Source organism: Fibrobacter sp. UWR4 (assembly GCF_003149045.1).
In the GTDB taxonomy this organism is placed as follows: Bacteria; Fibrobacterota; Fibrobacteria; order Fibrobacterales; family Fibrobacteraceae; genus Fibrobacter.
Map to the genome: position 1 here is coordinate 15,885 of NZ_QGDU01000018.1, position 22,601 is coordinate 38,485.

The window sequence follows — 22,601 nt, forward strand, 5'->3', positions numbered from 1 at the left end:
CAAATTGACGGAAACTGTTGGTGGGATAATTTAGTGAATATGAAAAATTGTCTAGGCACCTGGATTTTGCTGGTTACTTTTTTGATTGCACTGTCCGCTTGTGGTGATGAAAAAAGTACCGCAGTTGAACCTGATGATTTTTTGGAAAGTTCTTCCAGCATTTCCGAAGTATTGTCATCCTCTGAAAAGACTCCGGAAAGTTCATCCTCTCAAATCAAATCGTCTTCATCTAGTAGCAAAGTGCAGGAAGAATCTTCATCAAGTGAAAAAGACATTGTTGAAGATGTTTTATCATCATCTAGTGCACTGGTGTGGACCAACGATTCTATTCAAACAGCCTTAACGGAAATAGGCGGCGAGTGCGAAGATTGGGGTATTGCAAAATATCGAATGTGGATGGATGAATACAAAACTTTCTACACCTGTTATAAAGGAGTTTGGTATGTGGGAAGTCTTGAAATAGACAAGTATCCTTGGGATATACCTAATGAATCATGGTTTAGTCCTAAGATAGAGTATGGACAGATGACGGACAGTCGTGATGGTCAAGTTTATAAAACCGTTGTAGTTGGCAATCAGACTTGGATGGCAGAAAACTTACGCTACGCCGATAGTGTTGCAACACCCAGTCTCAAGGGAAATAATTGGTGTTTAAAAGGCGATTGGGAATCCTGCGATATTGTGGGGCGTTTTTACTCCTGGTCCGCAGCTGTAGATTCTGTCAAATTAGTGAATGAAAACGAAAAAGCCCTGGATTGCGGAATGGGAAAAACTTGTGGTCTTAACGGATATGTCAAGGGAATTTGTGATGAAGGGTGGCACTTGCCGACTCTTGAAGAACTGGAGGATTTTTTAGCTAGTGCAAAAGTCATCGGCGGCGGATCCTTTAATGACTTTAAAGCATTGAGGAGCTCTGTTGGTTGGGACTATTGCCGTGGCGATAAAATGAGCGGTACGTCTTTTGGAGATGAAACCAATACAAATACTTCGGGATTCTCTGCACTGCCTACGGGTTTTCGATTTAACGACGGTAATTATGAAGGCACAGGATGCGGCGCATACTATTGGGCTTCATCCGAGATGAGTGAAAACTACGCTGTAAGTCTGTATATAACCAGTACTTTCAATAGTGCAGGGCGTGATCTCAAGTCAACAAAAAGCTGGGGTCTAAATGTTCGATGCGTGAAGGATCATTAAAAAAGGTTACCCCCACATTGTGCCGGGGTAACCTGATTTTTATTAGCGCTATTTCATGCTATCAGAGCAGCTGTCCTGGCAGTACCTTCTTTTCCTTGGGCGGGAACTGCTTATCGAATTCATCGGCAGCGGCTTCATCTACGAAGTAGGCCTCCGGATCGCGATAGCTTCCGCGGATGCCGTCCAGAAAACCGGGCGTCAATTCCTTGATGAGGAAGTAAGGCGCGTCTCCGTCGGGGTCGTCTGCATAGCGGATGCCTTTGGATGCTGCAGCCACAAAACCGCACTTGCCGTAGAACTGGATATTACCGCACATGGCGATACATCCGGCACCCATTTCGCGGGCACGTTCCAAGGCATAGTCCAGCAGCATCTTGCCGAGGCCCTTGCGCTGCATGTCCGGACGGACGCTGATGGGCCCGAAAGTCATCATGCGCAAATGCTCACCAGTGTCCACCAAAATTTCGCTCCAAGCAAACATCACATGGGCGAGAATTTCGCGACGCGGTTCTACTCCAGCGGCAGTCCCACAATCGCCAGGACCTTCCAGCACCAGGCTCAACTCCGGAATAAATCCAGGGTTACTCCTGTAGCAGTGCAGCACGTAATGCTCAAGACATCCGGGACGATAAACGTTCCAGAAAGCCTCGCGGGTTAAATTTTCGACAGCAGAGAAATCGGCAGGTTGTTCCTGTCGGATAGTATATTCAGAATTAATAGACATTGTTTATTTCCTTTTTTAGTGTGAAAGGATACGAGTCACGCCACCCGGCGTAACCCGCACTAAACAATGTCCCAGTTTTGAGTTCGGCCAAAGCCGAAATTATGGATTAAGAACATCCAACTCCGTAATAAAGGTTCAGTTATAATATACTCATTTTTTGAAGGTGTGGTCACAATCATGCTGCAATTTCTACATTATTCATAAACACATTCGGCGACTTTCAAGGCGCCACGAGAGGCTTTTATGCAGACTAAGGAATTCAGAACCAGTGGCACCTGCGCACAGCTCATCACTTTCGATTACGAAAACGGCAAGATGTACAACCTGAAGTTTTTGGGTGGCTGCAACGGCAACCTGAAGGCCATCGGCAAGCTCTGCGAAGGCAAGGACATGAAGGAAATCGCCGACATCCTGGAAGGCAACACCTGCAACGGCAAGTCCACTTCCTGCGCAGACCAGCTGGCAAAGGCTCTTCGCGAAGTCATCTAGTAAAAGTTCGCACTCGTCCAAAGGCTTGAAATGACTATCAGCAAGGATCTCTGGAAATGGACCCGCGAGCCTGCCGAATTTAAAATCGACGACGACAGAATCGAAATCGTCACGGCGCCCCACACGGATCTTTGGCAAAGGACCTACTATCATTTCAGAAATGATAACGCCCCTGTCCTGCAGATCAACACCGCAGACAAGTTCTTTTCCTTTACCGTAAAAACGGAGTTTCACAGCAAGCGTCGTTTTGACCAGTGCGGAGTGGTAGTTTACCTTGATAGCGAAAACTGGCTCAAGGCATCCATCGAGTACGAGAACGAAAGATTCCAGCATTTGGGCAGCGTGGTCACAAACATGGGTTACTCGGACTGGGCCACTACAGAGGTCAGTGCAGATATCAAGTCCATGTGGTACCGCCTCAGCCGCCGTGAAGACGATTTCTGCATCGAATGCTCCGAAGACGGCGTTAGGTTCAGGCAGATGCGCATCTGCCACATGCATAAGGCTGTTGCAGAAATCCAATTCGGGATCTACGCCTGCAGCCCTGAGGATTCCTCCTTCAAGGCAATCTTTACGGATATGGTAAAAAGCGAATGCAAGTGGCTCCCCCACAATGGTCAGCAACCGGACAAGATTTAATTTTATGGGACGATTCCTTTAAAACATTGTATATTAAAACCGAAATTCATTTTTTGCGTTATCGCAAGGAGACATAAAAATGGCAAACAAGTACGCTGGTACCCAGACCGAAAAGAACCTCGAAGCTGCATTCGCAGGCGAATCCCAGGCCCGTAACAAGTACACCTACTTTGCATCCAAGGCAAAGAAGGACGGTTTTGAACAGATCGCCGCAATGTTCCTGAAGACTGCAGAAAACGAAAAGGAACATGCCAAGATGTGGTTCAAGGAACTGAACGGCATCGGTGACACTGCAGAAAACCTGAAGGCCGCAGCCGACGGTGAAAACTACGAATGGACCGACATGTACGAAGAATTTGCAAAGACCGCCGAAGCCGAAGGCTTTGACGCCCTCGCAAAGAAGTTCCGCCTGGTAGGCGCCATCGAAAAGCATCACGAAGAACGTTACCGCGCACTCCTCAAGAACGTGGAAACTGCAGCTGTGTTCGAAAAGAGCGAAGTCAAGGTTTGGGAATGCCGCAACTGCGGTCATATCGTGGTCGGCACCAAGGCTCCCGAAGTCTGCCCCACCTGCGCTCATCCCCAGTCCTACTTCGAAGTCAACGCTGAGAATTACTAAGGTCGAGTGTCGCAGAAACAAGCTCGCTTGTTTCTATGACCGAGACCAGTAATTCGCCACGAAGTGGCAAAATTATTAGCAAGGCGAATGTCGCGACAATCGCGACTCCACCAAATTTAAAAGACCTGAGCAATCTCGCTCAGGCCTTTTTCAAAAAAAATATAGTTCTTTAAGGTTTACTTAAAGCCGAGACCGTCCAGAATGCGGTCCGCGATCAATTCGAAGCCTTGATCGTTAGGATGGGTAGCAGCGAAAGAATCCGTGATAATCCCCAATTCTCCAACGAAGTTCAGCTGCTTCGATTTAGGATTGTCGAAATGGTCCAGAATGAAGATAACCGTCTGGTATAGTTTGTCATCTTCCTTGAAGGCGACAAACAGAGTATCCTCACCATAGACACGATATTCTTCATAGCTAATACTTTGGGTACGGACATCCGGATATTGAATGATGTCTCCCACCTTAGCCTGATTTTCCCGTACGTTCAAGTCCGAGATATCGATCAACTGTACGCCATAATCCTCCGTCACCTCACGGAGGATTTTTTGTTTGCGGCTATTGGAATACCATTCCCCCACCCAGACTACCTTGGCGTTGGGAGCCTTGACACAGACCGTATCCATAATGGCGCCCACCGTCTTCTTCATACGGGTCACTTCCTCGCCAGTATCGATATTATCGCCCAATTGGATAATAACCAGATCATTGGAGTCAGAAAGGCTCGGCGAGATATTTTCCGAAATGGAAGCATACAGTTCATCATTACTCAGGGCATTTTCCGTATGCTTCGCCATCACCCGCCTACCTATGCAATCAGGGTTCAGACTACGAAAGGCAGAATCTATCCTGGAAAAATAATCCTTTGAGATTTCGCTGGCAGCAAGACCGAAACCCCCATTGCCAAGCAAGAGGGAATTTCCAAGAACGATATAATTCGAAGGAGGATTGGCACGATCGATGGTACGATCCCCACAAACCTTTGAAACGGGCTCCACAAAGTTCTGGCTAGATGAGTCATCCCCGCAAGCAACCAGCAACAGCAATAAAAGAACCGGCAATAATCTCTTATGATTCACACTCATTTTCCACCCATTCATTAATTTAACTCCAAATTCGGCGAGAACAAAGAAAAATATTTTTATATTTGTACACCCGAAGAAACATGCGAGAGTGGCGGAATTGGCAGACGCGCCAGACTTAGGATCTGGTACCTCGGTGTGTGGGTTCGACTCCCACCCCTCGCACGAAAAAAGGCTTCCCAGGATTTGCTGGGAAGCTTTTTTTAATGCGATTACGGAATCTGACGCAGGAACTTAACGTTCCGCGATGGCCTGCATCCTGCGGGCGAATGTACGCATGCGGTCCAGGTCGTTTTGGTCGGGATGCTTCTCGGCATCGGCCCAGCGCTTCTTGCAGGATTCCAGATCCTCGCCCCGATGACCGGGAACTTTACCTTCCAGGCGACGCTTGATAAGGGCGGGGTTAACAGCAGCCTGACAGCTGAATGTTCCTAGGATGGCATTGTCGGGGCCAAGCAAAGCGCCGGCTCGGGCAAAAGCGGTTACCGTATGTTCGCTACCTTCATAGGCGCCATGAGTCTGGAACAGGGCCACCTTCTTTCCGGAAATTTTCGGGAGAAGGATTGCAGCCCTCTGGTCGGGTGCGCCACGGCGCAGCCAGTAACCCATCAGGATGCAATCGTACTTGGACAACTTGGATGCAATTTCGCCAATCTTGCTTTCTTCCGCAACGGAAAGGGACTTGCACTTTCCATCGATACTGATGGAACCTTCTTCTTCAAGATATTCGGAAACCGCTTCCGTCTGATTTCTCGGTTCCAAACCAAGAATTTCATTTACGTTCAGAAGGTCTGCCCCTAAAGTTTCGGCAGCAACCTCAGCTAGCTTACGGGTATTTCCCGTAACCGAGGAATAACACACACACCATTTTACCATACTTTGAATTTTAGTAATATCTTGAGGGCAATTTCAACGATTTCTAAATTTTCTCCCACGTTTTTGATTTAGAACACAGTCATGCAATCCCTAATTACCGCACATATCTGTATTTTTCTTGCGGCAGCCAGCTGGGGCCTGATGGCACCCATCGGGAAAGACGCCATGATGCACGGCATTACGGGCCTGGACATGGTATTCTTCCGTGTGGCAGGGGCCGCAGTCAGCTTTTGGACTGCGTCCCTTGTACTGAAGGTTTTACGCAAGGAACCTAAGGCAAGGCCACCGAAAAAGGACATCCTGAAATTTGCAGGGGCAGGCCTTTTCGCCATCGTCTGCAACCAGTGCTGCTTTACCGTGGGGCTTTCCATTACCTCCCCCATCAACGCTTCCATCGTGGCTACAAGCCTCCCTATTTTCGCACTGATTTCCTCTGCCATCTTCCTGAAGGAAAGAATTACCCTCAAGAAAATTCTGGGCATTGGCCTTGGACTTTCTGGTGCCCTTATGCTAGTGCTGGGAAGCGTTTCTGCCAACAACGCCAAGGCGGGAAATATTGTGGGGGATTTACTTTGTATGACATCCCAGTGCAGTTTCGCAATTTACTTGGGACTATTCAAGAATCTCATTAGCAAGTATGATGTGATTACCTGCATGAAATGGATGTTCACGTTTTCCACCTTGATGGTGGCGCCCCTGACCTTAGGCGGTGTCACGGCCATTCCCTTTGCAGAGATCGCGCCCATGACCTGGGCGGAAACAGGCTTCGTTGTGTTTGGCGGAACCTTCATTGCCTACCTGCTCATGGCAAAAGCACAGAAGGCGTTGCGCCCTACGGTGGTGGCCATGTACAATTATGTTCAGCCCATTGTGTCTGCGGTTGTATCTGTCCTTGCAGGGCTTGCCTTGTTCGGATTCAGTCACGCCCTTGCCATCCTGCTGATCGTAGCGGGCGTGTACACGGTGAACAGCGCAAAAACGAAAACTTGATCCCTGCGGATTTTTTTTATTTTTTCGAATATGGAAAACGAACAGCTGGAACAGAGAATCGCTCTTTTTATTGACTGCGACAATGCAAGCGTCAAGGCCATTTATGGCATCATGGAAGAACTGGCCAAGTATGGTGAAACTGGTATTCGCCGCGCCTATGGCAACTGGACTGAAAAGAACCCCTGGGAAGAGGTTCTTCATGATTACGCTATTCAGCCTTTCCAGCAGTTCCCCTACACCAAGGGAAAGAACGCAACAGACATGGCAATGGCAATCGACGTGATGGACATTCTGTATTCCGAGGACATCGACATTTTCGCCATCGTCAGCAGCGATTCCGACTTTACGCCGCTAGCCATGAAGCTCCGCGCTAAATCCAAGATGGTCATCGGCTTCGGCGAAGAAAAGACTCCAAGCCCCTTCATTCACTCCTGCAATCTTTTTGTCTTTACAGATAAACTAGATGAAATGGGCGGCATGGATGACATCCCGGAAATGATCGAGCCCAAGGACGAAAAGAAGGACAAGAAGAAGCTCCGCAGCGATACCAAGCTCATGAATGCCATCCGTCAGGCTATTGCCGAATCCAAGGACGATGACGACTGGGCACTGGCCGCAAAGGTCTCCCAGCAGATCAGCCGCCGCACTTCCATGTCCCCCAAGAACTTCGGCTATTCCACCTGGCCCAAGCTGATTCACGCCACCGAATCTTTCGAAGAGCGCAAGAACGCCAAGGGTCATCAGGAATTCAAGCTGAAGGTAAAATCCAGTAAGTAACTATCTTCTGGAAACTTTCAGGCCCGCGCTTAAGGTGTAGGCGTTTTCATCAAACTCTCCCCCAGTGGAGCCTCCAAGCATAAAGGAGGTACCTACGCCCAGAAGCCAGTGGTTGGTCACGTACCATTCCTTTCCGGCTTCCAACTTAATGCCTAAACCACTCATGCTGATGCGGGAACTGAAATAATCGTCATCCCCCATCTTCAGCGAGGACGCGCCTATAGACACTCCGATAAAGGAGCCTCTCCAAAAAGAAGTGGAATCGAAATCGGGATAAACCGTAATACCCACAGAGACGAAGGCATAAGTCAAATCCACTTGTCCCTCCTTGTCCGTCTTATACCCATTGGAACGTTTTTTTACACGATGCCTATCCGCATCAATGAACGCCAAATCCACACCTACGTGAAAAGCCACGTTACTGGTGGTCATGCCGCCCACCTTAAAACCTCCACCAAAACCGCAGCCATCGGCATCGTCCGTAATATCATCATGATTCCAGTCCGAATAATCCGGATCCGAAGAGGCGCTATATCCAAGACACCTAAAATCGGCACTAAAATCAAGAAATAAATTTAAGTCCGGATACTGTCTCACTTGAGTCTTGGAAGAATCCTGGACTAAAGTGCTATCTGCATCCGCAAATGCAAAAGCCGCAAGGGCTAGCAGAACTATCAAAAATCTTTTCATATTTCCTCCTTATAAAATAATGTAGTAATAAACGGACGCAGAAACTTTCCGCCAGTAAACAAAAAAAATCTGCCAACTTCCCGACAGATTTTTAAACATTTGGATTGAATCGCTAAACTAAGCCAGTTTCGCCTTTACCAGCTTGATGAGATCCGCGAAGACTTCATCCGGAGTACGTTCGCCGTTAATGGCGGAAACGCAGTCACTGTAATCGCGGGCCGCAGCCAGATAGCCTTCACGAACCTTCTCAAAAAATTCAGCCTTCTCGCTTTCCAGGCGGTCGGGGGCTTCCCCACGTTTGGAGGTGCGCTCACGGCTGCATTTAACGCTAATGTCAATGACCACAGTCAGTTCCGGGAAGCAGTCACCACAGGTCAGTTCCGTAAGGCGCTGCACCTTGTCGGCACCAAGACCGCGGGCGTATCCCTGGTAGGCGAAAGTGCTCCACGCAAAGCGATCGGCGATGACCACCTTTCCAGCAGCAAGAGCGGGACGGATGATTTCGTGAATCACCTGGGCGCGTGCTGCGTTATACAGCAACAGCTCGGTGTCATTTCCCATGACGCCCTTGAAGGCAGGGTCCAGAAGGATGCCGCGAATCTGCTCGGAGATTTTTGCACCACCGGGTTCACGCAGACGCACTACCTGATAGCCTTCCGACTCAAGAGCGGACACCAGCATGTCGATCTGTGTCGACTTGCCGGAACCGTCAATACCTTCCAATGAAAAGAAACGCCTTGCAGTCTTCATAAGAGGTCGCTCAGTAGTTATAGAGACTAGAAATTAGAAACTAGAGGTTAGGGATTTGGTTGTAGGATCTAGGATTTAGCGGCTAGTGGTTAGAGATGTCGGGAATACTTCGTGAAGAAAAACAAAGATGTAATTATCTTGAACTCACAAACGCTTGCATCCTGCAGCACTAGACCCTAGAACCTAGCCCCTAGACCCTATTAATCTTCAGAATCGCCTTCACCCTTGCCGTGGCACTTCTTGTACTTGAGGCCGGAACCGCACCAGCACATGTCATTGCGGCCGATCTTGGGAGCGGACTGCTGGATGGCGCGGCGTGCGGCCTGGACCTTGGGATCCGTGAAGGTGCGACGTACGCGAGGTGCGCCTTCGGAAGATGCTTCGGCGGGAGCTTCGGCGGAGGATTCCGCCTGGGCAGCCTGGGCCTGCTGTTCCTCGCTAATGGCGTTGGATTCAGAAGAAGCGGCCTGGCCTGCGAGACCTGCAGCCTTTGCGCTTTCTTCTGCTGCGGGAGCCTGTTCGCCAGCGGCTTCGCGTGCGGCCTGTGCAGCCTTGGCAGCTTCGATTTCTTCCGGGGTGGGAAGCTTGATCTGGTCCGGAGAAACAGTCATACCGTTGGGCAGAGTGATGCGGATGTTCAGGATGCGCAGGGCGGTAAGAGTTGCAATCTTTTCCATGCAGCCTTCGAACATCTTGAAGCCTTCGCTCTTGTAAACCATCAGAGGATCCTTCTGGGCGTAACCGTGGAAGCGGATAGCGTCCTTCAGCTGGTCCATGGCATACAGATGTTCCTTCCAGACCTGGTCGATGGTCATGAGGAGGAAGCGACGTTCAATCTGACGGAAGTCCTGATCCGGAATGATCTTGGAGAGCTTGTCGTAACGGGCCTTGCACATGTCGATGATTTCCTGAAGGATGATTTCAGGAGTCTTGGTCACGGCGTCTTCGTTGGACAGGTTGTATTCCATGCTCATGGAGCGCTGCAGATCCGTATGGAGATCTTCCAGCTTCCATTCTTCCGGGAAGCTCTTGGCGGCGATGTACTGGGAAACCTTGATATCGCAAGCGTCTTCGATGCGGTTCATGATTTCTTCACGGATGTCTTCACCGTTCAGGATACGACGGCGCAGACCGTAAATCACCTTACGCTGTTCGTTCATCACGTTATCGTAGTCCAGCAAGTGCTTACGGATATCGAAGCTCTGACCTTCCACGCGGCGCTGTGCGCTACGGATGGAGCGGGAAACGATGGGATGAGTAATCACTTCGTCATCCTTCACGCCGAAACGGGTCATGAGGGACTTCACGTTGTTACCACCGAAGATACGCATCAGGTTGTCATCCAGGGACAGGAAGTACTGGCTGGAACCGTTATCGCCCTGACGGCCGGAACGACCGCGGAGCTGGTTATCGATACGGCGGGATTCGTGACGTTCAGTACCGAGCACATGGAGACCGCCCAGTTCGGTAACGCCTTCGCCCAGGGCAATATCGGTACCACGACCAGCCATGTTGGTAGCGATGGTCACCTTGCCCTTGTGGCCGGCGTACTGGATGATTTCAGCTTCACGGCCATGGTTCTTAGCATTCAGCACTTCGTGAGGAATGCCTTCCTTTTCCAGGAGGCCGTGGAGGTGTTCAGACTTTTCAATGGAAGCGGTACCAACCAGGAGGGGCTGACCCTTGGCGTGGCGTTCCTTAATTTCATTGACGATAGCCTTCCACTTTTCATCTTCGGTCTTGTACACCAGATCCTGCAGGTCCTGACGAACGCAGGGCTTGTTGGTGGGAATCACCCAGGTGTTCATGTTATAGATCTTGATGAATTCCGTTGCTTCCGTTTCGGCGGTACCGGTCATGCCGGACAGCTTGTTATACATGCGGAAGTAGTTCTGGAAGGTGATGGTAGCGAGAGTCTGGTTCTCGCGACGGATCTGCACATTTTCCTTGGCTTCGATAGCCTGGTGCATACCGTTGCTGTAACGGCGGCCTTCCATCAGACGGCCAGTGTTTTCGTCCACGATGATGATTTCGCCATCACGAACGATGTAGTCCACATCGCGAGTATAGATGTGCCATGCCTTGAGGGCCTGGTCAATGAAGTGAACCCAGTCAGCATGTTCGCCATAGAGGTTGGTGATCTGAAGGATTTCTTCGATATGGGCCACGCCCTTGGAGGTGAGCTGGATGACCTTGTCCTTTTCGTCCACGCCGAAGTCCTTGTTCTTCACAAGCTTCTTGGCGATTTCGTTTGCCTTGGCATACTTGTCAGTAGCGTCTTCGGCAGGACCGGAAATGATAAGCGGGGTACGTGCTTCGTCGATCAAGATGGAGTCCACTTCGTCAACGATACAGAAGTTCAGTTCGCGCTGCACCAGCTGACTCGGGTCAACAGCCATGTTGTCACGGAGGTAGTCGAAGCCGAATTCGTTGTTGGTACCGTAGGTCACGTCGGAGTTATAGCTTTCGCGACGCTGTGCAGGATCGAGGCCGTTTACGATCAGACCTACAGTGAGACCCAGGAACTTATAGACCATACCCATCTGCTTGGCGTCACGGCCAGCCAGGTAGTCGTTCACGGTCACCACATGGACACCCTTACCGGAAAGAGCATTCAGATAAACCGGGAGAGCTGCGGCAAGGGTCTTACCTTCACCCGTAGCCATTTCGGAGATAGCGCCTTCGTGAAGTACAAGGCCACCGATCATCTGGACATCGAAAGGCATCATACGGAAGGGCTTCACGGAGTTGGGATAAAGTTCACGTACCTTTGCGTAAACTGCAGCAGGCATGTAGACTTCCCATTCATTCTTGCCGGATTCCAGTTCGGCCTTGGCAGCGTCAGTATACTTCTGGAGGTCGCCCAGCTGGCTGAAATCGAAGTTGTTTTCCGGCTTGAAGATGTTGAAGATACCCAGACGGCGGTCGCAAGCTTCCTTACAGACTGCAAATGCTTCAACCTTGATATCGTCCAGAGTAGAACCGTTCTTCAGCTTTTCGCGGAGTTCGGCGCTCTTTGCTGCAAGGGCTGCGTCATCCAGGGATTCCAGGGATTCGCGAACCTTGTTGATTTCTGCAATCACCGGGCGTAGCTGCTTCACCTTACGTTCGTGGGGTGTACCGAAAACCTTATGCAAGACGGTATCAATAATGCTCATTTTGTTTCCTTTTTACGGCCGAAGGCAATGCCCGCGGTCTCTGTTAAATTTTTACGGGGATAAGATAGCAAATGATGTGCCAAGCTGGTTTTGTAACAAAGTGAAACAGGCACAATAAATAATACATCGCGGGCAAGGACTTCCGCAAACCAGGGAATTGACACTTTCGCCACCACGGAACGATAAAACAGGAAACACCGGGAGAGGAAACCCATATGCAAGAATACAGCTTCTTTTTCGACGAGGATATCCTAAGGGGCTTTTCAGCCCTGAGACTTGTGGAATGGTTCAGAATGTACCGCAACGTAAGACTGCAAATGATGGAAATCGTTTCCGCCGACATAGACAGCGGCGAGGCAACAAAGGCTAATTTCACAGCAGGACCAGGCTTTCCCAACTACCCCGACAGCGTCCTGCAGGGTGTTACCGGAATCCGCCTCGAGAGAAACAGGCTCAACGTCACCCTATGCGACCAGGACCTGCTAAAAGCCACAAGGCAACTCTGCAAGATCATGCAGGAGGCAAACTTTCACCACCGCTGTGTCATCAGGGGCCACGGACACAACGGGGACTGCACCTACGCCGTCCATTACAAAGACGCCACCTGCAACCGGGACAACGCCGAAAACCACCAAATTACAATTAAATTTTCGGACTCGCCGAAACCCATGGTAATAAAAATCTAGAACCTTCTCACCACGAGAATCTTGAAGGCGGCCACCAGCTTTTGTTCCCAATGGTGGTCGAACACCTCGGGCATGTATTCCATTTCCATCACCATATTCCAGGACCAGGTTTCGCCAATACTTCCCCAGGCCATCTTGGCGATCACTTCCGGGAGAAGCAGCGCCTCGCTGGCATCCTCGTCGCTACCGATGGCAATGCCCGCAATACCCCACAGGTTGATAAACATGCCGTTATCATAAACCCAACTGTAGGTGTATCCCAGATCCACCCAGGTGCTGTAGGTCTCACGGCTATGACTGTAGAAGGGAAGATACCCGCTATGATCCTTCGCCATGACGGACTGAAAGCGGCCACCCACAATCCAGCTGCCCGCCGACGTTTCCTGTTTCAGGTCCAGGAAATAGGCAGCCCGGGGAGTAAAGTACTCGTCGGCAGTGGCCATCCACAGAGCGGACAGATACATGTCACGCTGCCAGAGATCGACGAAAATGTATTCGGACTTGTCGCCATTTTCATCTATTTTTCCCCCAGCGGTAAATCCGCTATATCTACGATACTTTGTCTGTAACCACCAGTTGCCGGGGAAAAAATCCAGACCCGTTTCGAAGGCAACGGACTTGGAGCGGTCATGGCCTGTAGTGAAAGGCAGGGAATAGATAAAGTCGAAGTACAGATCCCTGTAGCCAAATCCAAGACCCACATCCACGGGGCGATTGGAACTCATGGCACCCTTGTTGAATTCGCTACTCCAGAAGGAGACGAAATTGTAGTTGCACAAAAATCGCAGGGGGAACTTTTTCTCGAATTCCGCGATAGCCCCAAAAGAAAGACTCGCCCCAATGGAAAGGGCAAAAATAAGGGCTGCTGAAAAACGGAAAAACATCAGGCCAAAACTAGAAAATTTATCTTTTCGCCAAAACGGGTATTCCATCATGTCTCTATTTTTCAGAAGTAAATCACCTGACCTGTCCAGGTCTATTTTCGCCCTTGGCTCAGCACTTGCAACGGCCGGCCTGACACTTTTCGCAATGGCCGCACCCCTGAAGGCCCAGACCTCCATGGAAGAACTGCGGGCCCATCCGGAATACACCGCCAGCAATTATCTTGTCTATCCAGAGCTGGACAAGAATGTCAAATATACCAAGGCGCCTGCAGGCTACAAGCCTTTCTATATCAGCCACTACGGACGTCACGGCAGTCGCTATCATCACAGCGCCGACGAGTACAACTACCTCTTCGAAACCCTCCGAAAGGCAGATTCCGCAAAGGCGCTCACCTTGGACGGCAAAAAAATCCTGGTTGCATCCCAGATCCTTGCGCTGAAGGCCGCCCCACGGGCAGGTGACCTGACTCAAGTAGGCGCCGCCCAGCACCAGGGAATTGCAAAGCGCATGGCAAGGAATTTCCCGGAACTTTTCAAGAGCAGAAAAATCAAGGGCAAGAAATTGAGACCCCATGTAGATGCATACGCAAGCACCTCGGGCCGCTGCATTGTCAGCATGTCCGCCTTTGTAGCAGGTCTCAGCGGCGCCGCCCCCGAAGTAGATATCCGCCTCGAATCAGGCAAGGACCTGATGGGCTTTATCTGCACCTACGATTGGAACGACATGGAATACACAAGGGCCAAGGCATACACCGACGAAAGCGACAAGCTGTGGGCAGCCATCAACCCCAAACCCCTCATGAAGAAACTGTTCAGCGACAGCGCCTATGTGGCAGCTAACATCGACGTAAACAATTTCTACAACAGGCTATTTGAAATCGCTAGCAGCATGCAAGGCATGGACGCTCCACTCAAGGAAGTTATCTCCGCTAATCTTTGTGATGTAAGGACGGGAAAGTGCGATAACCTCTTCGACAGCCTTTTCACTGTAGAAGAATCCATCACACGCTGGAAGGCCCAAAACGCATGGTGGTATAGCCTGCAGGGAACAAGTCCCCTACAGCAAACCACAAAAGGCATTGATTACGCCAAGGGAACTCTGAGGCATATCATCAGGGAGGCAAGCTACGCCATCAACCAGAACCTAATCATAGATGCAATCAACCAAGCAAAAGCAAGTGATGTGAAACTTTTCTCTTCTTCCGAGAAGGACGGAAGTTTCATATCCGCTACGCTGCGCTTTGGTCACGATGCAGGACTCCTGCCTCTTGCAGGTCTTATGCAACTCTCCGTCGCCAATGCAAAAGTAAGCGACCTCTCCAAGCTTCACGAAGAATGGAACGACTTCCGGGTCATCCCCATGGCGGCAAACCTGCAAATCGTTTTCTACAAGAAAACGGGCAGGAGCAGCCCTGCTAAAAAAGCCACGGACGCCAAGTCTTCCAAAAATGATATCCTGGTAAAATTCCTCTACAACGAGCGTGAAGTTACCGCCCCCATTCCCTGCGAGGAAAACTGCCCTGCAGCTCCCTACTACAAGTGGGACGATGTAAAGAATTTCTATAAGGGAATTCTCGCGCAGTAACTGGATCCTTCGCCCTTACGGGCTCAGGATGACAGAAACATTGTGGGTTCAGGATGACAGAGAGCGTTACAAGGACAGGATACGCTTTACTTCCCTGTCATTAGATGGAAGTTTAGGTACAGCGAGAACGTAAAGATCGTGCGGCTCATGGGCTCGAAAATATCCGAGGAATAGGCCGCCAGCTTCACATAGGAATCCAGGCGGTTGCCGATATCGATACGGTCCGTCAATTTATATTCTAGTGCGGTATTGTTCAGCAACAGGAAGTCCCATCCGCGGGCCCCGTAATGGGGCATGGATCCAGGAATCGTACGCATGGCATCCAGGATAACCTTGTTATAGAAACGCCACTTGTCCTTATACAGGAACTCCGTCATCAGGCTGTATTTCACGCCCATATTGTACTGGTAATTATTCTTGTCGGAAGTGTATTCCGGATGGACTTCCTGAATCAGGTCATCGTAGCCCATGTCGGCCGTCCCCAGTAGAATCCAGTACAGCTGATTCATAATTCGAAAACGCAAATTAGGCGTTACCCACAAGGCAAGATCCAGGGCGCCACCCAGGGAAATCGTACTGACCGTTGCCAGCTCCCCGTAGAAACTATCGAAGTCAAGATTGATGGCAAAGTCGAGCCAGTGGCCACGACCATGAATACCCACATTCTTCAGCTTTCCCATGACATCAAGCTGGAGCAGGTTCCCCTCGAATCCGCTTTCCCCAAAGACATCCACGGTAAAGTAATCAAAAGGCTGCCTCACGATGGTATAAGGCCTGCCGTATTCCAGATGAAGCCCCATCATGCCGTGATGATCGTTCCACTCCTCGTCCAGTTCATCGGCGCTCTGGCTACCGATACGGTAGTTACTGCCGAATCGGGACCCTGCACCCGCTGCGACAGCAAGTTCCATCGGAATCCAGCCCGTGTAGAAATCACGGTTCCCGAATGCTTTCCGCTGCAAATACCCGGCAGGTTCCAGCACGAATGCCACTAGCTGACGATACCAGGGAACATCGTACTTGTTGTAGGCCAGGCGGGAAAGCCTGTAAAGTACTTCGCCATATATGGAGCCGCCGATTGTCGTAGTGATCAGGTCATTAGGCGCAGGATATTCCGTCTCCGCAAACATTTCCCAGGTGTAGCTTCCCAGGGCCGTCCACACCATACTGCGATAGAATCCGTTACCGCCTGCGCGTGCGGACGCATAATACATGGATCCCTGATAAGGATGACCGTAGAAATTGATCGCCCAGTGATTATGATCCCACTTCCATCCTTCCTGGATGTTGCGTTTCCAATAGCTGGGACCAGTGTGGGCGTAATGCTTGTCCAGCACGTAATAGTCCCAGGCCCACACAAAAACATTCAGACCGAAAACCTCCGCGGCGGTCACGAAGGGAGAAACCACCTTCTGCGCGATACTGTCTTCGGGAAGCATTTCAGTGGAGGGAAACGTGTCAGGATTCCCGACAAGTTCCTGGCGTCGCTGCATCGCTTCCTGAATACTCAGGACGGAATCCCTGCTCATGGACTGGGACCATGAAACCTGCGTCAGGGCAAAAACAACAAGAATTACACTCCAAACTTTTTTCACGAAGGAAAAGCTAGCTATAAAAAGAGCGCTTTGGCCTTAAAATCCCGTATTTGCGGATAGAACGTATTTTTTCAGGATAAAAAAAAGGGCGGACAAAGTCCGCCGTTAAAATTCCAGTGCCTGACCCCATTAGTTTGCGGTCTTAACGCCAACGGATTCGAAAACCGCCTTGTTCTTTGGATCCGGAACTGCAACGGTAGTAATCCAGTTGTATTCTGCAACGCCATTGAGACCTACACGAGCGCACGCCTGGTCACGAGCCTCATTGTATGCATTGAGAATCTGGATCTTTTCGTCGTTAGGTGCCTTGTCGATGCGTTCGGACCAGCGGAAGCCCAATTCGACCAGGGCAGCGCTTGCCCTTGCGTAGAGCTTTGCCTTGTCGGCGGTAATCACGCTACTGTTAGGAGCGGTGAAAACGCCCACTTCCACAATGGGAACGCTACGGGGTGCCTGAACCTGAGACTGCATCTGGGGAACTACTTCATTCTCATCACCGCAGGCTACAAGATTTGCGGACACAAAAAAAGAGGCGACCGCCAAGAACGTGATTCCAAGGATTTTCTTTCCAAGAACTCGTTTCGACATATCTGCCTCTTTTTTATTTACTAGCGGCTTGTGGGCTCGAACCACAGACCTGCGGATTATGATTCCGACGCTCTACCAACTGAGCTAAGCCGCCAAAGGTTGAACAAAATTAGTTAATGTTCTGAATAATTTCAAGGGGTTATTTGAAATAAACTTCAGATTCTACAAAATCTTTTCCCCATTTAATGACCTGCCACCCAGGATTGGAGCTCTTGAGGCTGAAATACGGGGTACTTGGGTCAATCTGCATCTGGCTTGCAGGTGCCACATGAACCTTCTGACGTCCAAGGGACACTTCAAAGTGATCATGGTAGTGACCGGTGAAGATGTGGGTCAGGTTAGGGATGCCAGCGAGCACTTCCTGGACTTCCAACATGTTGCGCATGAAGAAGCGCAAATCCATAAAGCGATGGTTGCAGAAGCAGGGAGGATGATGCATAAAGACGATCACTTCGTCCTGTACCTTTGCAGCTTCCTCCTTGAGCCAGTCCAGCTGGTCGCGGGAAATGTCACCAACAGCACTATCCAGGAAGAAGATGGTCTTGCCCGCAATATCGTAGCGGTAATAGCATCTGCCATGATGGACTTTACCCTTGAGGTCGAAGAATTTTTCCATGACCTCGATACGGTCGTGGTTACCCGGGATGACGCAGCAGGGAATGGGCAAGCTATTGACAACTTCGGCCACATACTTGTAGGCGCCGGGTTCGGCATCTTCGTTTGCAAGATCACCAGAAAGAACCAACAAGTCTAAATCCTTCATGGACTCCGAATAGAGTGCGTTCATGAAGTTGGCACGTACATCAATGCCCTGAACCAGACTTTCGTCGTTACCGATATGGAGGTCGGAAATCTGGCCAATTTTTAGAAATGTTGAATTCATAGGGTAGCTTTAATATAGCTTAAAATTTTCTCACAAAACGAAAAATATTCCAATTTATGTGCTTTTTGTGACGTTTATCAAGAACCCTGGAGCATTTTCAACACCAGCTTCAACATTGTTCTGTGGAACATGTGTGAATAGGCATTGAAAACCAGGCTTCAACACTTGTCAACGTTGAAAAAAGTGAATAAGTTCACGATTTTCAACATTGGGAAGCTCCTGACTTAAGTGTAGAACTTTTTGAGACTCAACAAGTTACACTTTCGTATCCGGAAACTTGTCCACTATTCACTCAACCAATTACCATTACTATTTATATAAATACATAATAATAATTAGTAAGTGTGTGGAAAGTTAGAGGTCGAGCTTCTTTTCGGACTGGACAGGAGCAGCGGACTTCTGCTGAGCGGTGGGCTGCTGAACGCTAACACCCATCTGGCAGTTACCCTGGAACTGGGCACCTTCCTGGATGATCAGCTGCTTGGTCTTGATGTTGCCAACGAATTTGGAAGTGCTTTCGAGAATGAGCTTTTCGGTGCATTCGATGTTGCCCTTGATGGAACCTGCGATAACAGCAGTCTGGGACTTGACTTCGCCTTCAACGTAGCCCTGGCGTTCAACGATGATTTCACCTTCGATGTTTACGCTACCGATGATGTTGCCTGCAACGCGAACGTCGCTCTTACCGCTGATGTCACCTTTCAAAGTGACGCTATTGCCAATCTGGGTGATTTCCTGTTCACCTTTAGTTGCCATGTTTTCCTCGTTGTTAGAAGTTAAAGAATAGTTCTGGATCCAGCTCCTCCCCATTTCTGGAGATCGTGTAGTGGAGGTGAGGTCCGGTTGAGTTTCCTGTGGCACCTACTGTACCGATGACATCACCCTTGGAGACGTTGCGACCCTTGGAGGTACGGATGTCCTTCATGTGGGAGTAGGTTGTTATATATCCATTATGATGGTTGATAATGACCATGTTGCCCAGGTCATCCTTCTTGCCAGCAAATTCCACGGTGCCGCTGCCTGCTGCAAAAACCGGGTTCCCGGAAGTCGCTGCCAGGTCTACACCCATGTGGTTTGTTTCGACAGAGAACTTTTTGCTGACTACGCCCACCACAGGAACGACATTTGGCATTCTTTCCTGCTTCAGATGTTCCTCGGGCGGTTTCCATCCGTGAATTCCTTCAAAATCGATCTCGATTTTTTCGGAAGGCGTATGGGCGAACTTGTCCTTTTCAATCAAACTGTTGATTTTATTGGAATCGTTCTCCACGAATGTTTCAAAGATATTCTGAAGTCTTTCCTCCAGGACCCAAAGTGAGTCAATACGGGAGAAAAGTTCTTCGTAGTTTGCATTTTTCTTTGAAAGCTGAGCGTTTGCAATCTTCAGGCGCTCGTAATTTGTAAGAACGCTGGTACCTTTCTTGACGATGAAGACACCGGCAATGACGCCAATGAGGAAAACGACGGCAAAGATCTTTGCCAGCGTAAACCAGATGGCGTGAAGACGGTACTTCTTGATTCCCTGGGAATCTTCCGGAATGATCTGGAGTGTATAGTATTTACCTTTCAAGATGCATTCCCCGGGTTAACGGTTTTCCATCAGTTCCTGAATACGGGTCAGGTCATCCATGCTGTAGTAGTTGATAACGATGGTGCCCTTGGATTCGGTTGCGGCACTGGGGTTCAGCTGGACCTTGGTACCGAAGAAAGTTTCCAGGCGGTTTTCGAACTGCTTCAGGTCGGCGCTGAGTTCGCGCTTGACTGCAGGCTGTGCGGGAGGAGTCTGTGGGTCGGTCGGACTTTCAATATTCTGTTCACCAGAATCGTCGCCAGTGTGAACTTCCACTTCTGCAGAAGACGGAGTGTTGATATCTTCGCCGCGGGAAAGTGCTTCCAGCTGACGGACGTTCAGACCTTCCTCGATGGCACGACGGGCAATCTCTTCGGGATTGTCGATCTTGTCGGAGCAGAGTACGCGGGCTGCACCGGAAGAAATCTTGCCTTCCTGGATCCAGGCCAGAACCTGCATGGGGAGTTTCAGCAGACGAAGTGCGTTGGTAATGGCGGAGCGGGACTTACCAACAGTCTTGGCCAGATCGTCGTGAGTATAGCCGTGAAGATCGATCAACTGTTGATAGGATTGTGCAACTTCAACAGGGTTCAGGTCCACACGCTGGATATTTTCGATGAGTGCCCATTCGCCCATGATCTTGTCATCCAGGTTTTCGTAGACCTGTGCCTTGATGGTGGCGAGACCGGCCAGCTTTGTTGCGCGGGTACGACGTTCACCGCTGATGATCTGGTAGCGGTCGCCCACCTTGCGGACTGCGATGGGTTGGATCAGGCCATGCTTCTCGATGGTTTCCGCAAGTTCCACCAGTTCGTCGTCGTTGAAAGTCTTGCGGGGCTGGAACGGGTTGGGGTCCACCAGGTTCACGTCGATTTCAACAATTTTCTGCTGGCTGCTGTCTTCGGCGGCTGCATTGTTGATAGATTCGTTTTCTGCTGTGGGCTGTTCCTGGTTCACAGGAGTCTGTGCGGAGTGATCCTTCAGAATGTCGGCGAGACTGCGTCCCAGAGAGAAAGATTTCTTACCCATAAAATTTTTTCCTAGCGGTTTTAAATTCTCAACTTCTTTTTTAATACGAGCGGAACCGACCGGTCTTACTTATCCTTGTTCAGGATTTCTTCGGCCAGCTTCATGTATGCCTGGGCGCCACTGCTCTGCACATCGTAAAGGATGGCGGGCTTGCCGTGGGAAGGAGCTTCGCTCAACTTCACGTTACGGGGGATCATTGCCTGGAATACAGTATCGCTCAGGTTTTCACGGACTTCTTCCGCAACCTGCTTGGAGAGGCTGAGGCGGGAGTCGTACATGGTCAGGAGGGCGCCTTCGATTTTCAGGCTGGCGTTCAGATTCTTCTGGACTTCGCGGATGGTCTTGAAGAGTTCGGTCATACCCTGCAGTGCATAATATTCACACTGCACCGGAATCAGCACGCTGGTAGCGGCAGTCAGGACGTTAAGTGTTAATAAGTTCAGGCTGGGAGGTGCATCGATGATGATGTACTCGAAGGACTGTTTCAGGATGTTGATCACTCGTTCCAGACGGTGTTCACGACTCATGGCGTTCACCAGCTCGATTTCCATGACGGCCAGATCCGGACCGGAAGTGATGATCTTCAGGTAGTCCAGGGTGGTGTCCAGGATGGCGGGCTTCAGGTTTTCGTAGGTGACATTGTCCGGATTGACGGCCAGGTCCAGGATTTCGTGGGCGTCCACTTCCTGGGTTTCGTTGAAGCCGAGACCCTGGGATGCGTTACCCTGGGGGTCCATGTCGATGAGAAGGGTCTTCTTCTCAAGGGCGGCAAAACTGGCAGCCAGATTCACGGCGGTAGTAGTCTTACCTACGCCACCTTTCTGGTTGCATATAGCGATCACTTTACTCATTCGTTACCTCTTGTAACAAGGGCATATTCCTGTTCTTCCTGGGGCAGTGCATATTTATATATGTGTACTGCCGGATCGTTTTCCAGGTGAACGATATTGTTGTAACTCTTCAGGGTCACGAATTGGCCACCACGGGCCAGACCCGGCTGGGCGCGTTCCCAGTCATTTTCAAAAGTGGAGAGGGCGCGGCAGCTGACAAAGTCCAGATAGGCCAGGCCCGAAGTTTCGAAACGCTTGCCTACGACGGTCATGTTATTCAGGTGCAGCTGGTCCTTGACGAAGTTCATGAACTGCACACGCTTGTTGCGGGGTTCCACTGCGTAGAACTGAACATCCGGCATGGCGATTGCCAGCGGGAAGGAGGGACAACCTGCACCCGCTCCCATGTCTGCCCAACGCTTACCCTTCAGCTTGCTGAGGGTCTCTGCGCGAAAAGCTGCGGTGTCATCCTGAGGCGCAGCCGAAGGATCCACCAACTTACCTATATATATATAAGGCACCAGGGAGTCGGCGATATGTCGGGACAAGAACTTCTGGGAATCCTTCTCAGAAATCAGGTTGCCATATTCCTTGGTATCCACTACTAGGTCGGCAAACTTATAAAGTTTATTCAATGTTTCTGAAGACAGTTCAACACCATTAGAGGCCAGGAACTGGTTCAAAAGATTCTTCTGTTCTTCGTTATTTTTATATGTCATCTTGTCCTTTTTGCGAATGTTGGCGCACTGCGTGCGCAACACCCTTCGCCTCGGACATGAAAATAAACAAGTTTATTTTCGCGTCACTCGGCTCGCATGTGTTTCACGTGAAACACATGCGCAAATTGCACCTTGAATATCGTTCCTAAAATTTAAATATCCCAAAAAATAAAATCAACAAAACTAGGGTTCGGCCTTTTATTTAATTAAAATATCTGTGGATATTTTTTTAATTGATGTTAGG

24 protein-coding genes and 2 tRNA genes are annotated in these 22,601 nt (G+C 49.9%); 9 read left to right on the forward strand and 17 right to left on the reverse strand.

The features are described from left to right. Positions 1–39 precede the first annotated feature (39 nt). Positions 40–1,197: an FISUMP domain-containing protein gene (locus tag BGX12_RS08690; RefSeq protein ID WP_109735682.1), complete on the forward strand. Its 1,158-nt coding sequence runs from the start codon at positions 40–42 to the stop codon at positions 1,195–1,197. 61 nt (positions 1,198–1,258) lie between these two features. On the opposite strand, the gene BGX12_RS08695 is transcribed toward BGX12_RS08690, so the two are convergent. After that, complete coding sequence (locus BGX12_RS08695) at positions 1,259–1,921, reverse strand: GNAT family N-acetyltransferase (RefSeq protein WP_109735683.1); 663 nt, start codon at positions 1,919–1,921, stop codon at positions 1,259–1,261. A 243-nt stretch (positions 1,922–2,164) separates the two neighbouring features. On the opposite strand from BGX12_RS08695, the gene BGX12_RS08700 reads away from it, so the two are divergent. The 3 genes from BGX12_RS08700 (at position 2,165) to rbr (ending at position 3,668) form a co-directional block, all read left to right on the forward strand. Continuing rightward, entirely contained in the window at positions 2,165–2,410 is a 246-nt protein-coding gene (locus tag BGX12_RS08700) for a TIGR03905 family TSCPD domain-containing protein (protein ID WP_109735684.1), read from the forward strand. 30 nt (positions 2,411–2,440) lie between these two features. Then, complete coding sequence (locus BGX12_RS08705) at positions 2,441–3,049, forward strand: DUF1349 domain-containing protein (RefSeq protein ID WP_109735685.1); 609 nt, start codon at positions 2,441–2,443, stop codon at positions 3,047–3,049. Between the two features lie 79 nt (positions 3,050–3,128). Beyond that, on the forward strand, positions 3,129–3,668 hold the full coding sequence (gene rbr / locus BGX12_RS08710; RefSeq protein ID WP_109735686.1) for a rubrerythrin: 540 nt from the start codon (positions 3,129–3,131) through the stop codon (positions 3,666–3,668). A 176-nt stretch (positions 3,669–3,844) separates the two neighbouring features. Here the strand turns inward: rbr and BGX12_RS08715 are convergent, their stop codons facing one another. Further along, positions 3,845–4,765 (reverse strand): SGNH/GDSL hydrolase family protein, encoded by a 921-nt coding sequence (locus BGX12_RS08715; protein WP_146196293.1) that lies wholly within the window; start codon positions 4,763–4,765, stop codon positions 3,845–3,847. A gap of 67 nt (positions 4,766–4,832) precedes the next feature. On the opposite strand from BGX12_RS08715, the gene BGX12_RS08720 reads away from it, so the two are divergent. Then, positions 4,833–4,912: transfer RNA gene (locus BGX12_RS08720), tRNA-Leu, on the forward strand. Positions 4,913–4,981: 69 nt separating this feature from the next. On the opposite strand, the gene BGX12_RS15645 is transcribed toward BGX12_RS08720, so the two are convergent. Then, positions 4,982–5,623, reverse strand: a complete 642-nt coding sequence (locus BGX12_RS15645) for a flavodoxin family protein (protein ID WP_199220752.1) — start codon at positions 5,621–5,623, stop codon at positions 4,982–4,984. Positions 5,624–5,704: 81 nt separating this feature from the next. Here BGX12_RS15645 and BGX12_RS08730 point away from each other — a divergent pair, with 81 nt between their 5' ends. Continuing rightward, positions 5,705–6,613 carry a DMT family transporter gene (locus tag BGX12_RS08730; protein WP_109735688.1) on the forward strand — a complete coding sequence of 303 codons (909 nt, stop codon included), beginning with the start codon at positions 5,705–5,707 and terminating at the stop codon, positions 6,611–6,613. A gap of 30 nt (positions 6,614–6,643) precedes the next feature. Then, complete coding sequence (locus BGX12_RS08735; protein WP_109735689.1) at positions 6,644–7,390, forward strand: NYN domain-containing protein; 747 nt, start codon at positions 6,644–6,646, stop codon at positions 7,388–7,390. Here the strand turns inward: BGX12_RS08735 and BGX12_RS08740 are convergent, their stop codons facing one another. From BGX12_RS08740 to BGX12_RS08755, 4 genes are all read right to left on the reverse strand, one after another. Next, positions 7,391–8,080, reverse strand: coding sequence for a hypothetical protein (locus BGX12_RS08740; protein WP_109735690.1), 690 nt, complete (start codon positions 8,078–8,080; stop codon positions 7,391–7,393). A 117-nt stretch (positions 8,081–8,197) separates the two neighbouring features. Further along, positions 8,198–8,830 (reverse strand): dTMP kinase, encoded by a 633-nt coding sequence (tmk, locus tag BGX12_RS08745; RefSeq protein ID WP_109735691.1) that lies wholly within the window; start codon positions 8,828–8,830, stop codon positions 8,198–8,200. Between the two features lie 200 nt (positions 8,831–9,030). Next, entirely contained in the window at positions 9,031–11,988 is a 2,958-nt protein-coding gene (gene secA / locus BGX12_RS08750; RefSeq protein WP_109735692.1) for a preprotein translocase subunit SecA, read from the reverse strand. After that, positions 11,985–12,203: a hypothetical protein gene (locus tag BGX12_RS08755; protein ID WP_109735693.1), complete on the reverse strand. Its 219-nt coding sequence runs from the start codon at positions 12,201–12,203 to the stop codon at positions 11,985–11,987. Before BGX12_RS08755 ends, secA begins: the two co-directional genes overlap by 4 nt. Between BGX12_RS08755 and BGX12_RS08760 the strand changes: the two genes are divergently transcribed. After that, positions 12,204–12,674, forward strand: coding sequence for a hypothetical protein (locus BGX12_RS08760; RefSeq protein ID WP_109735694.1), 471 nt, complete (start codon positions 12,204–12,206; stop codon positions 12,672–12,674). On the opposite strand, the gene BGX12_RS08765 is transcribed toward BGX12_RS08760, so the two are convergent. Next, positions 12,671–13,558 carry a DUF4421 family protein gene (locus BGX12_RS08765; RefSeq protein WP_158278209.1) on the reverse strand — a complete coding sequence of 296 codons (888 nt, stop codon included), beginning with the start codon at positions 13,556–13,558 and terminating at the stop codon, positions 12,671–12,673. The genes BGX12_RS08760 and BGX12_RS08765 overlap by 4 nt on opposite strands. 145 nt (positions 13,559–13,703) lie before the next feature. On the opposite strand from BGX12_RS08765, the gene BGX12_RS08770 reads away from it, so the two are divergent. Further along, a complete protein-coding gene (locus BGX12_RS08770) occupies positions 13,704–15,143 on the forward strand; it encodes a histidine-type phosphatase (RefSeq protein ID WP_233246330.1) in 1,440 nt (479 codons plus the stop codon). A gap of 86 nt (positions 15,144–15,229) precedes the next feature. Here BGX12_RS08770 and BGX12_RS08775 read toward each other — a convergent pair whose 3' ends face one another. The 9 genes from BGX12_RS08775 to BGX12_RS08815 form a co-directional block, all read right to left on the reverse strand. After that, positions 15,230–16,738 (reverse strand): DUF3943 domain-containing protein, encoded by a 1,509-nt coding sequence (locus BGX12_RS08775; RefSeq protein ID WP_233246331.1) that lies wholly within the window; start codon positions 16,736–16,738, stop codon positions 15,230–15,232. A gap of 129 nt (positions 16,739–16,867) precedes the next feature. Next, complete coding sequence (locus BGX12_RS08780) at positions 16,868–17,326, reverse strand: hypothetical protein (protein WP_109735697.1); 459 nt, start codon at positions 17,324–17,326, stop codon at positions 16,868–16,870. 21 nt (positions 17,327–17,347) lie between these two features. Next, positions 17,348–17,420 (reverse strand) — tRNA-Met (locus BGX12_RS08785). A 45-nt stretch (positions 17,421–17,465) separates the two neighbouring features. Continuing rightward, positions 17,466–18,209, reverse strand: a complete 744-nt coding sequence (locus BGX12_RS08790; RefSeq protein WP_109735698.1) for a metallophosphoesterase — start codon at positions 18,207–18,209, stop codon at positions 17,466–17,468. Between the two features lie 354 nt (positions 18,210–18,563). Then, positions 18,564–18,965 carry a polymer-forming cytoskeletal protein gene (locus BGX12_RS08795; RefSeq protein ID WP_109735699.1) on the reverse strand — a complete coding sequence of 134 codons (402 nt, stop codon included), beginning with the start codon at positions 18,963–18,965 and terminating at the stop codon, positions 18,564–18,566. A 13-nt stretch (positions 18,966–18,978) separates the two neighbouring features. Beyond that, positions 18,979–19,779 (reverse strand): M23 family metallopeptidase, encoded by an 801-nt coding sequence (locus tag BGX12_RS08800; protein ID WP_109735700.1) that lies wholly within the window; start codon positions 19,777–19,779, stop codon positions 18,979–18,981. Between the two features lie 15 nt (positions 19,780–19,794). Then, the gene (locus BGX12_RS08805) at positions 19,795–20,808 is read right to left on the reverse strand and encodes a ParB/RepB/Spo0J family partition protein (RefSeq protein ID WP_109735701.1); all 1,014 of its coding nucleotides are present in this window, start codon (positions 20,806–20,808) and stop codon (positions 19,795–19,797) included. 65 nt (positions 20,809–20,873) lie between these two features. After that, positions 20,874–21,659, reverse strand: coding sequence for a ParA family protein (locus BGX12_RS08810; RefSeq protein ID WP_109735702.1), 786 nt, complete (start codon positions 21,657–21,659; stop codon positions 20,874–20,876). After that, positions 21,656–22,357 (reverse strand): 16S rRNA (guanine(527)-N(7))-methyltransferase RsmG, encoded by a 702-nt coding sequence (locus BGX12_RS08815; protein ID WP_146196294.1) that lies wholly within the window; start codon positions 22,355–22,357, stop codon positions 21,656–21,658. The genes BGX12_RS08810 and BGX12_RS08815 overlap by 4 nt, the downstream gene beginning before the upstream one ends. Positions 22,358–22,601: the final 244 nt, after the last annotated feature.

What these genes read in the sequence shown, in the direction of transcription:
- BGX12_RS08690 (WP_109735682.1), top strand. Translation starts at nt 40, where the DNA reads ATGAAAAATTGTCTAGGCACCTGGATTTTGCTGGTTACTTTTTTGATT.
- BGX12_RS08695 (WP_109735683.1), bottom strand. Translation starts at nt 1,921, where the DNA reads ATGTCTATTAATTCTGAATATACTATCCGACAGGAACAACCTGCCGAT.
- BGX12_RS08700 (WP_109735684.1), top strand. Translation starts at nt 2,165, where the DNA reads ATGCAGACTAAGGAATTCAGAACCAGTGGCACCTGCGCACAGCTCATC.
- BGX12_RS08705 (WP_109735685.1), top strand. Translation starts at nt 2,441, where the DNA reads ATGACTATCAGCAAGGATCTCTGGAAATGGACCCGCGAGCCTGCCGAA.
- rbr (WP_109735686.1), top strand. Translation starts at nt 3,129, where the DNA reads ATGGCAAACAAGTACGCTGGTACCCAGACCGAAAAGAACCTCGAAGCT.
- BGX12_RS08715 (WP_146196293.1), bottom strand. Translation starts at nt 4,765, where the DNA reads ATGAATGGGTGGAAAATGAGTGTGAATCATAAGAGATTATTGCCGGTT.
- BGX12_RS15645 (WP_199220752.1), bottom strand. Translation starts at nt 5,623, where the DNA reads ATGGTAAAATGGTGTGTGTGTTATTCCTCGGTTACGGGAAATACCCGT.
- BGX12_RS08730 (WP_109735688.1), top strand. Translation starts at nt 5,705, where the DNA reads ATGCAATCCCTAATTACCGCACATATCTGTATTTTTCTTGCGGCAGCC.
- BGX12_RS08735 (WP_109735689.1), top strand. Translation starts at nt 6,644, where the DNA reads ATGGAAAACGAACAGCTGGAACAGAGAATCGCTCTTTTTATTGACTGC.
- BGX12_RS08740 (WP_109735690.1), bottom strand. Translation starts at nt 8,080, where the DNA reads ATGAAAAGATTTTTGATAGTTCTGCTAGCCCTTGCGGCTTTTGCATTT.
- tmk (WP_109735691.1), bottom strand. Translation starts at nt 8,830, where the DNA reads ATGAAGACTGCAAGGCGTTTCTTTTCATTGGAAGGTATTGACGGTTCC.
- secA (WP_109735692.1), bottom strand. Translation starts at nt 11,988, where the DNA reads ATGAGCATTATTGATACCGTCTTGCATAAGGTTTTCGGTACACCCCAC.
- BGX12_RS08755 (WP_109735693.1), bottom strand. Translation starts at nt 12,203, where the DNA reads ATGGGTTTCCTCTCCCGGTGTTTCCTGTTTTATCGTTCCGTGGTGGCG.
- BGX12_RS08760 (WP_109735694.1), top strand. Translation starts at nt 12,204, where the DNA reads ATGCAAGAATACAGCTTCTTTTTCGACGAGGATATCCTAAGGGGCTTT.
- BGX12_RS08765 (WP_158278209.1), bottom strand. Translation starts at nt 13,558, where the DNA reads ATGTTTTTCCGTTTTTCAGCAGCCCTTATTTTTGCCCTTTCCATTGGG.
- BGX12_RS08770 (WP_233246330.1), top strand. Translation starts at nt 13,704, where the DNA reads ATGGCCGCACCCCTGAAGGCCCAGACCTCCATGGAAGAACTGCGGGCC.
- BGX12_RS08780 (WP_109735697.1), bottom strand. Translation starts at nt 17,326, where the DNA reads ATGTCGAAACGAGTTCTTGGAAAGAAAATCCTTGGAATCACGTTCTTG.
- BGX12_RS08790 (WP_109735698.1), bottom strand. Translation starts at nt 18,209, where the DNA reads ATGAATTCAACATTTCTAAAAATTGGCCAGATTTCCGACCTCCATATC.
- BGX12_RS08795 (WP_109735699.1), bottom strand. Translation starts at nt 18,965, where the DNA reads ATGGCAACTAAAGGTGAACAGGAAATCACCCAGATTGGCAATAGCGTC.
- BGX12_RS08805 (WP_109735701.1), bottom strand. Translation starts at nt 20,808, where the DNA reads ATGGGTAAGAAATCTTTCTCTCTGGGACGCAGTCTCGCCGACATTCTG.
- BGX12_RS08810 (WP_109735702.1), bottom strand. Translation starts at nt 21,659, where the DNA reads ATGAGTAAAGTGATCGCTATATGCAACCAGAAAGGTGGCGTAGGTAAG.
- BGX12_RS08815 (WP_146196294.1), bottom strand. Translation starts at nt 22,357, where the DNA reads ATGACATATAAAAATAACGAAGAACAGAAGAATCTTTTGAACCAGTTC.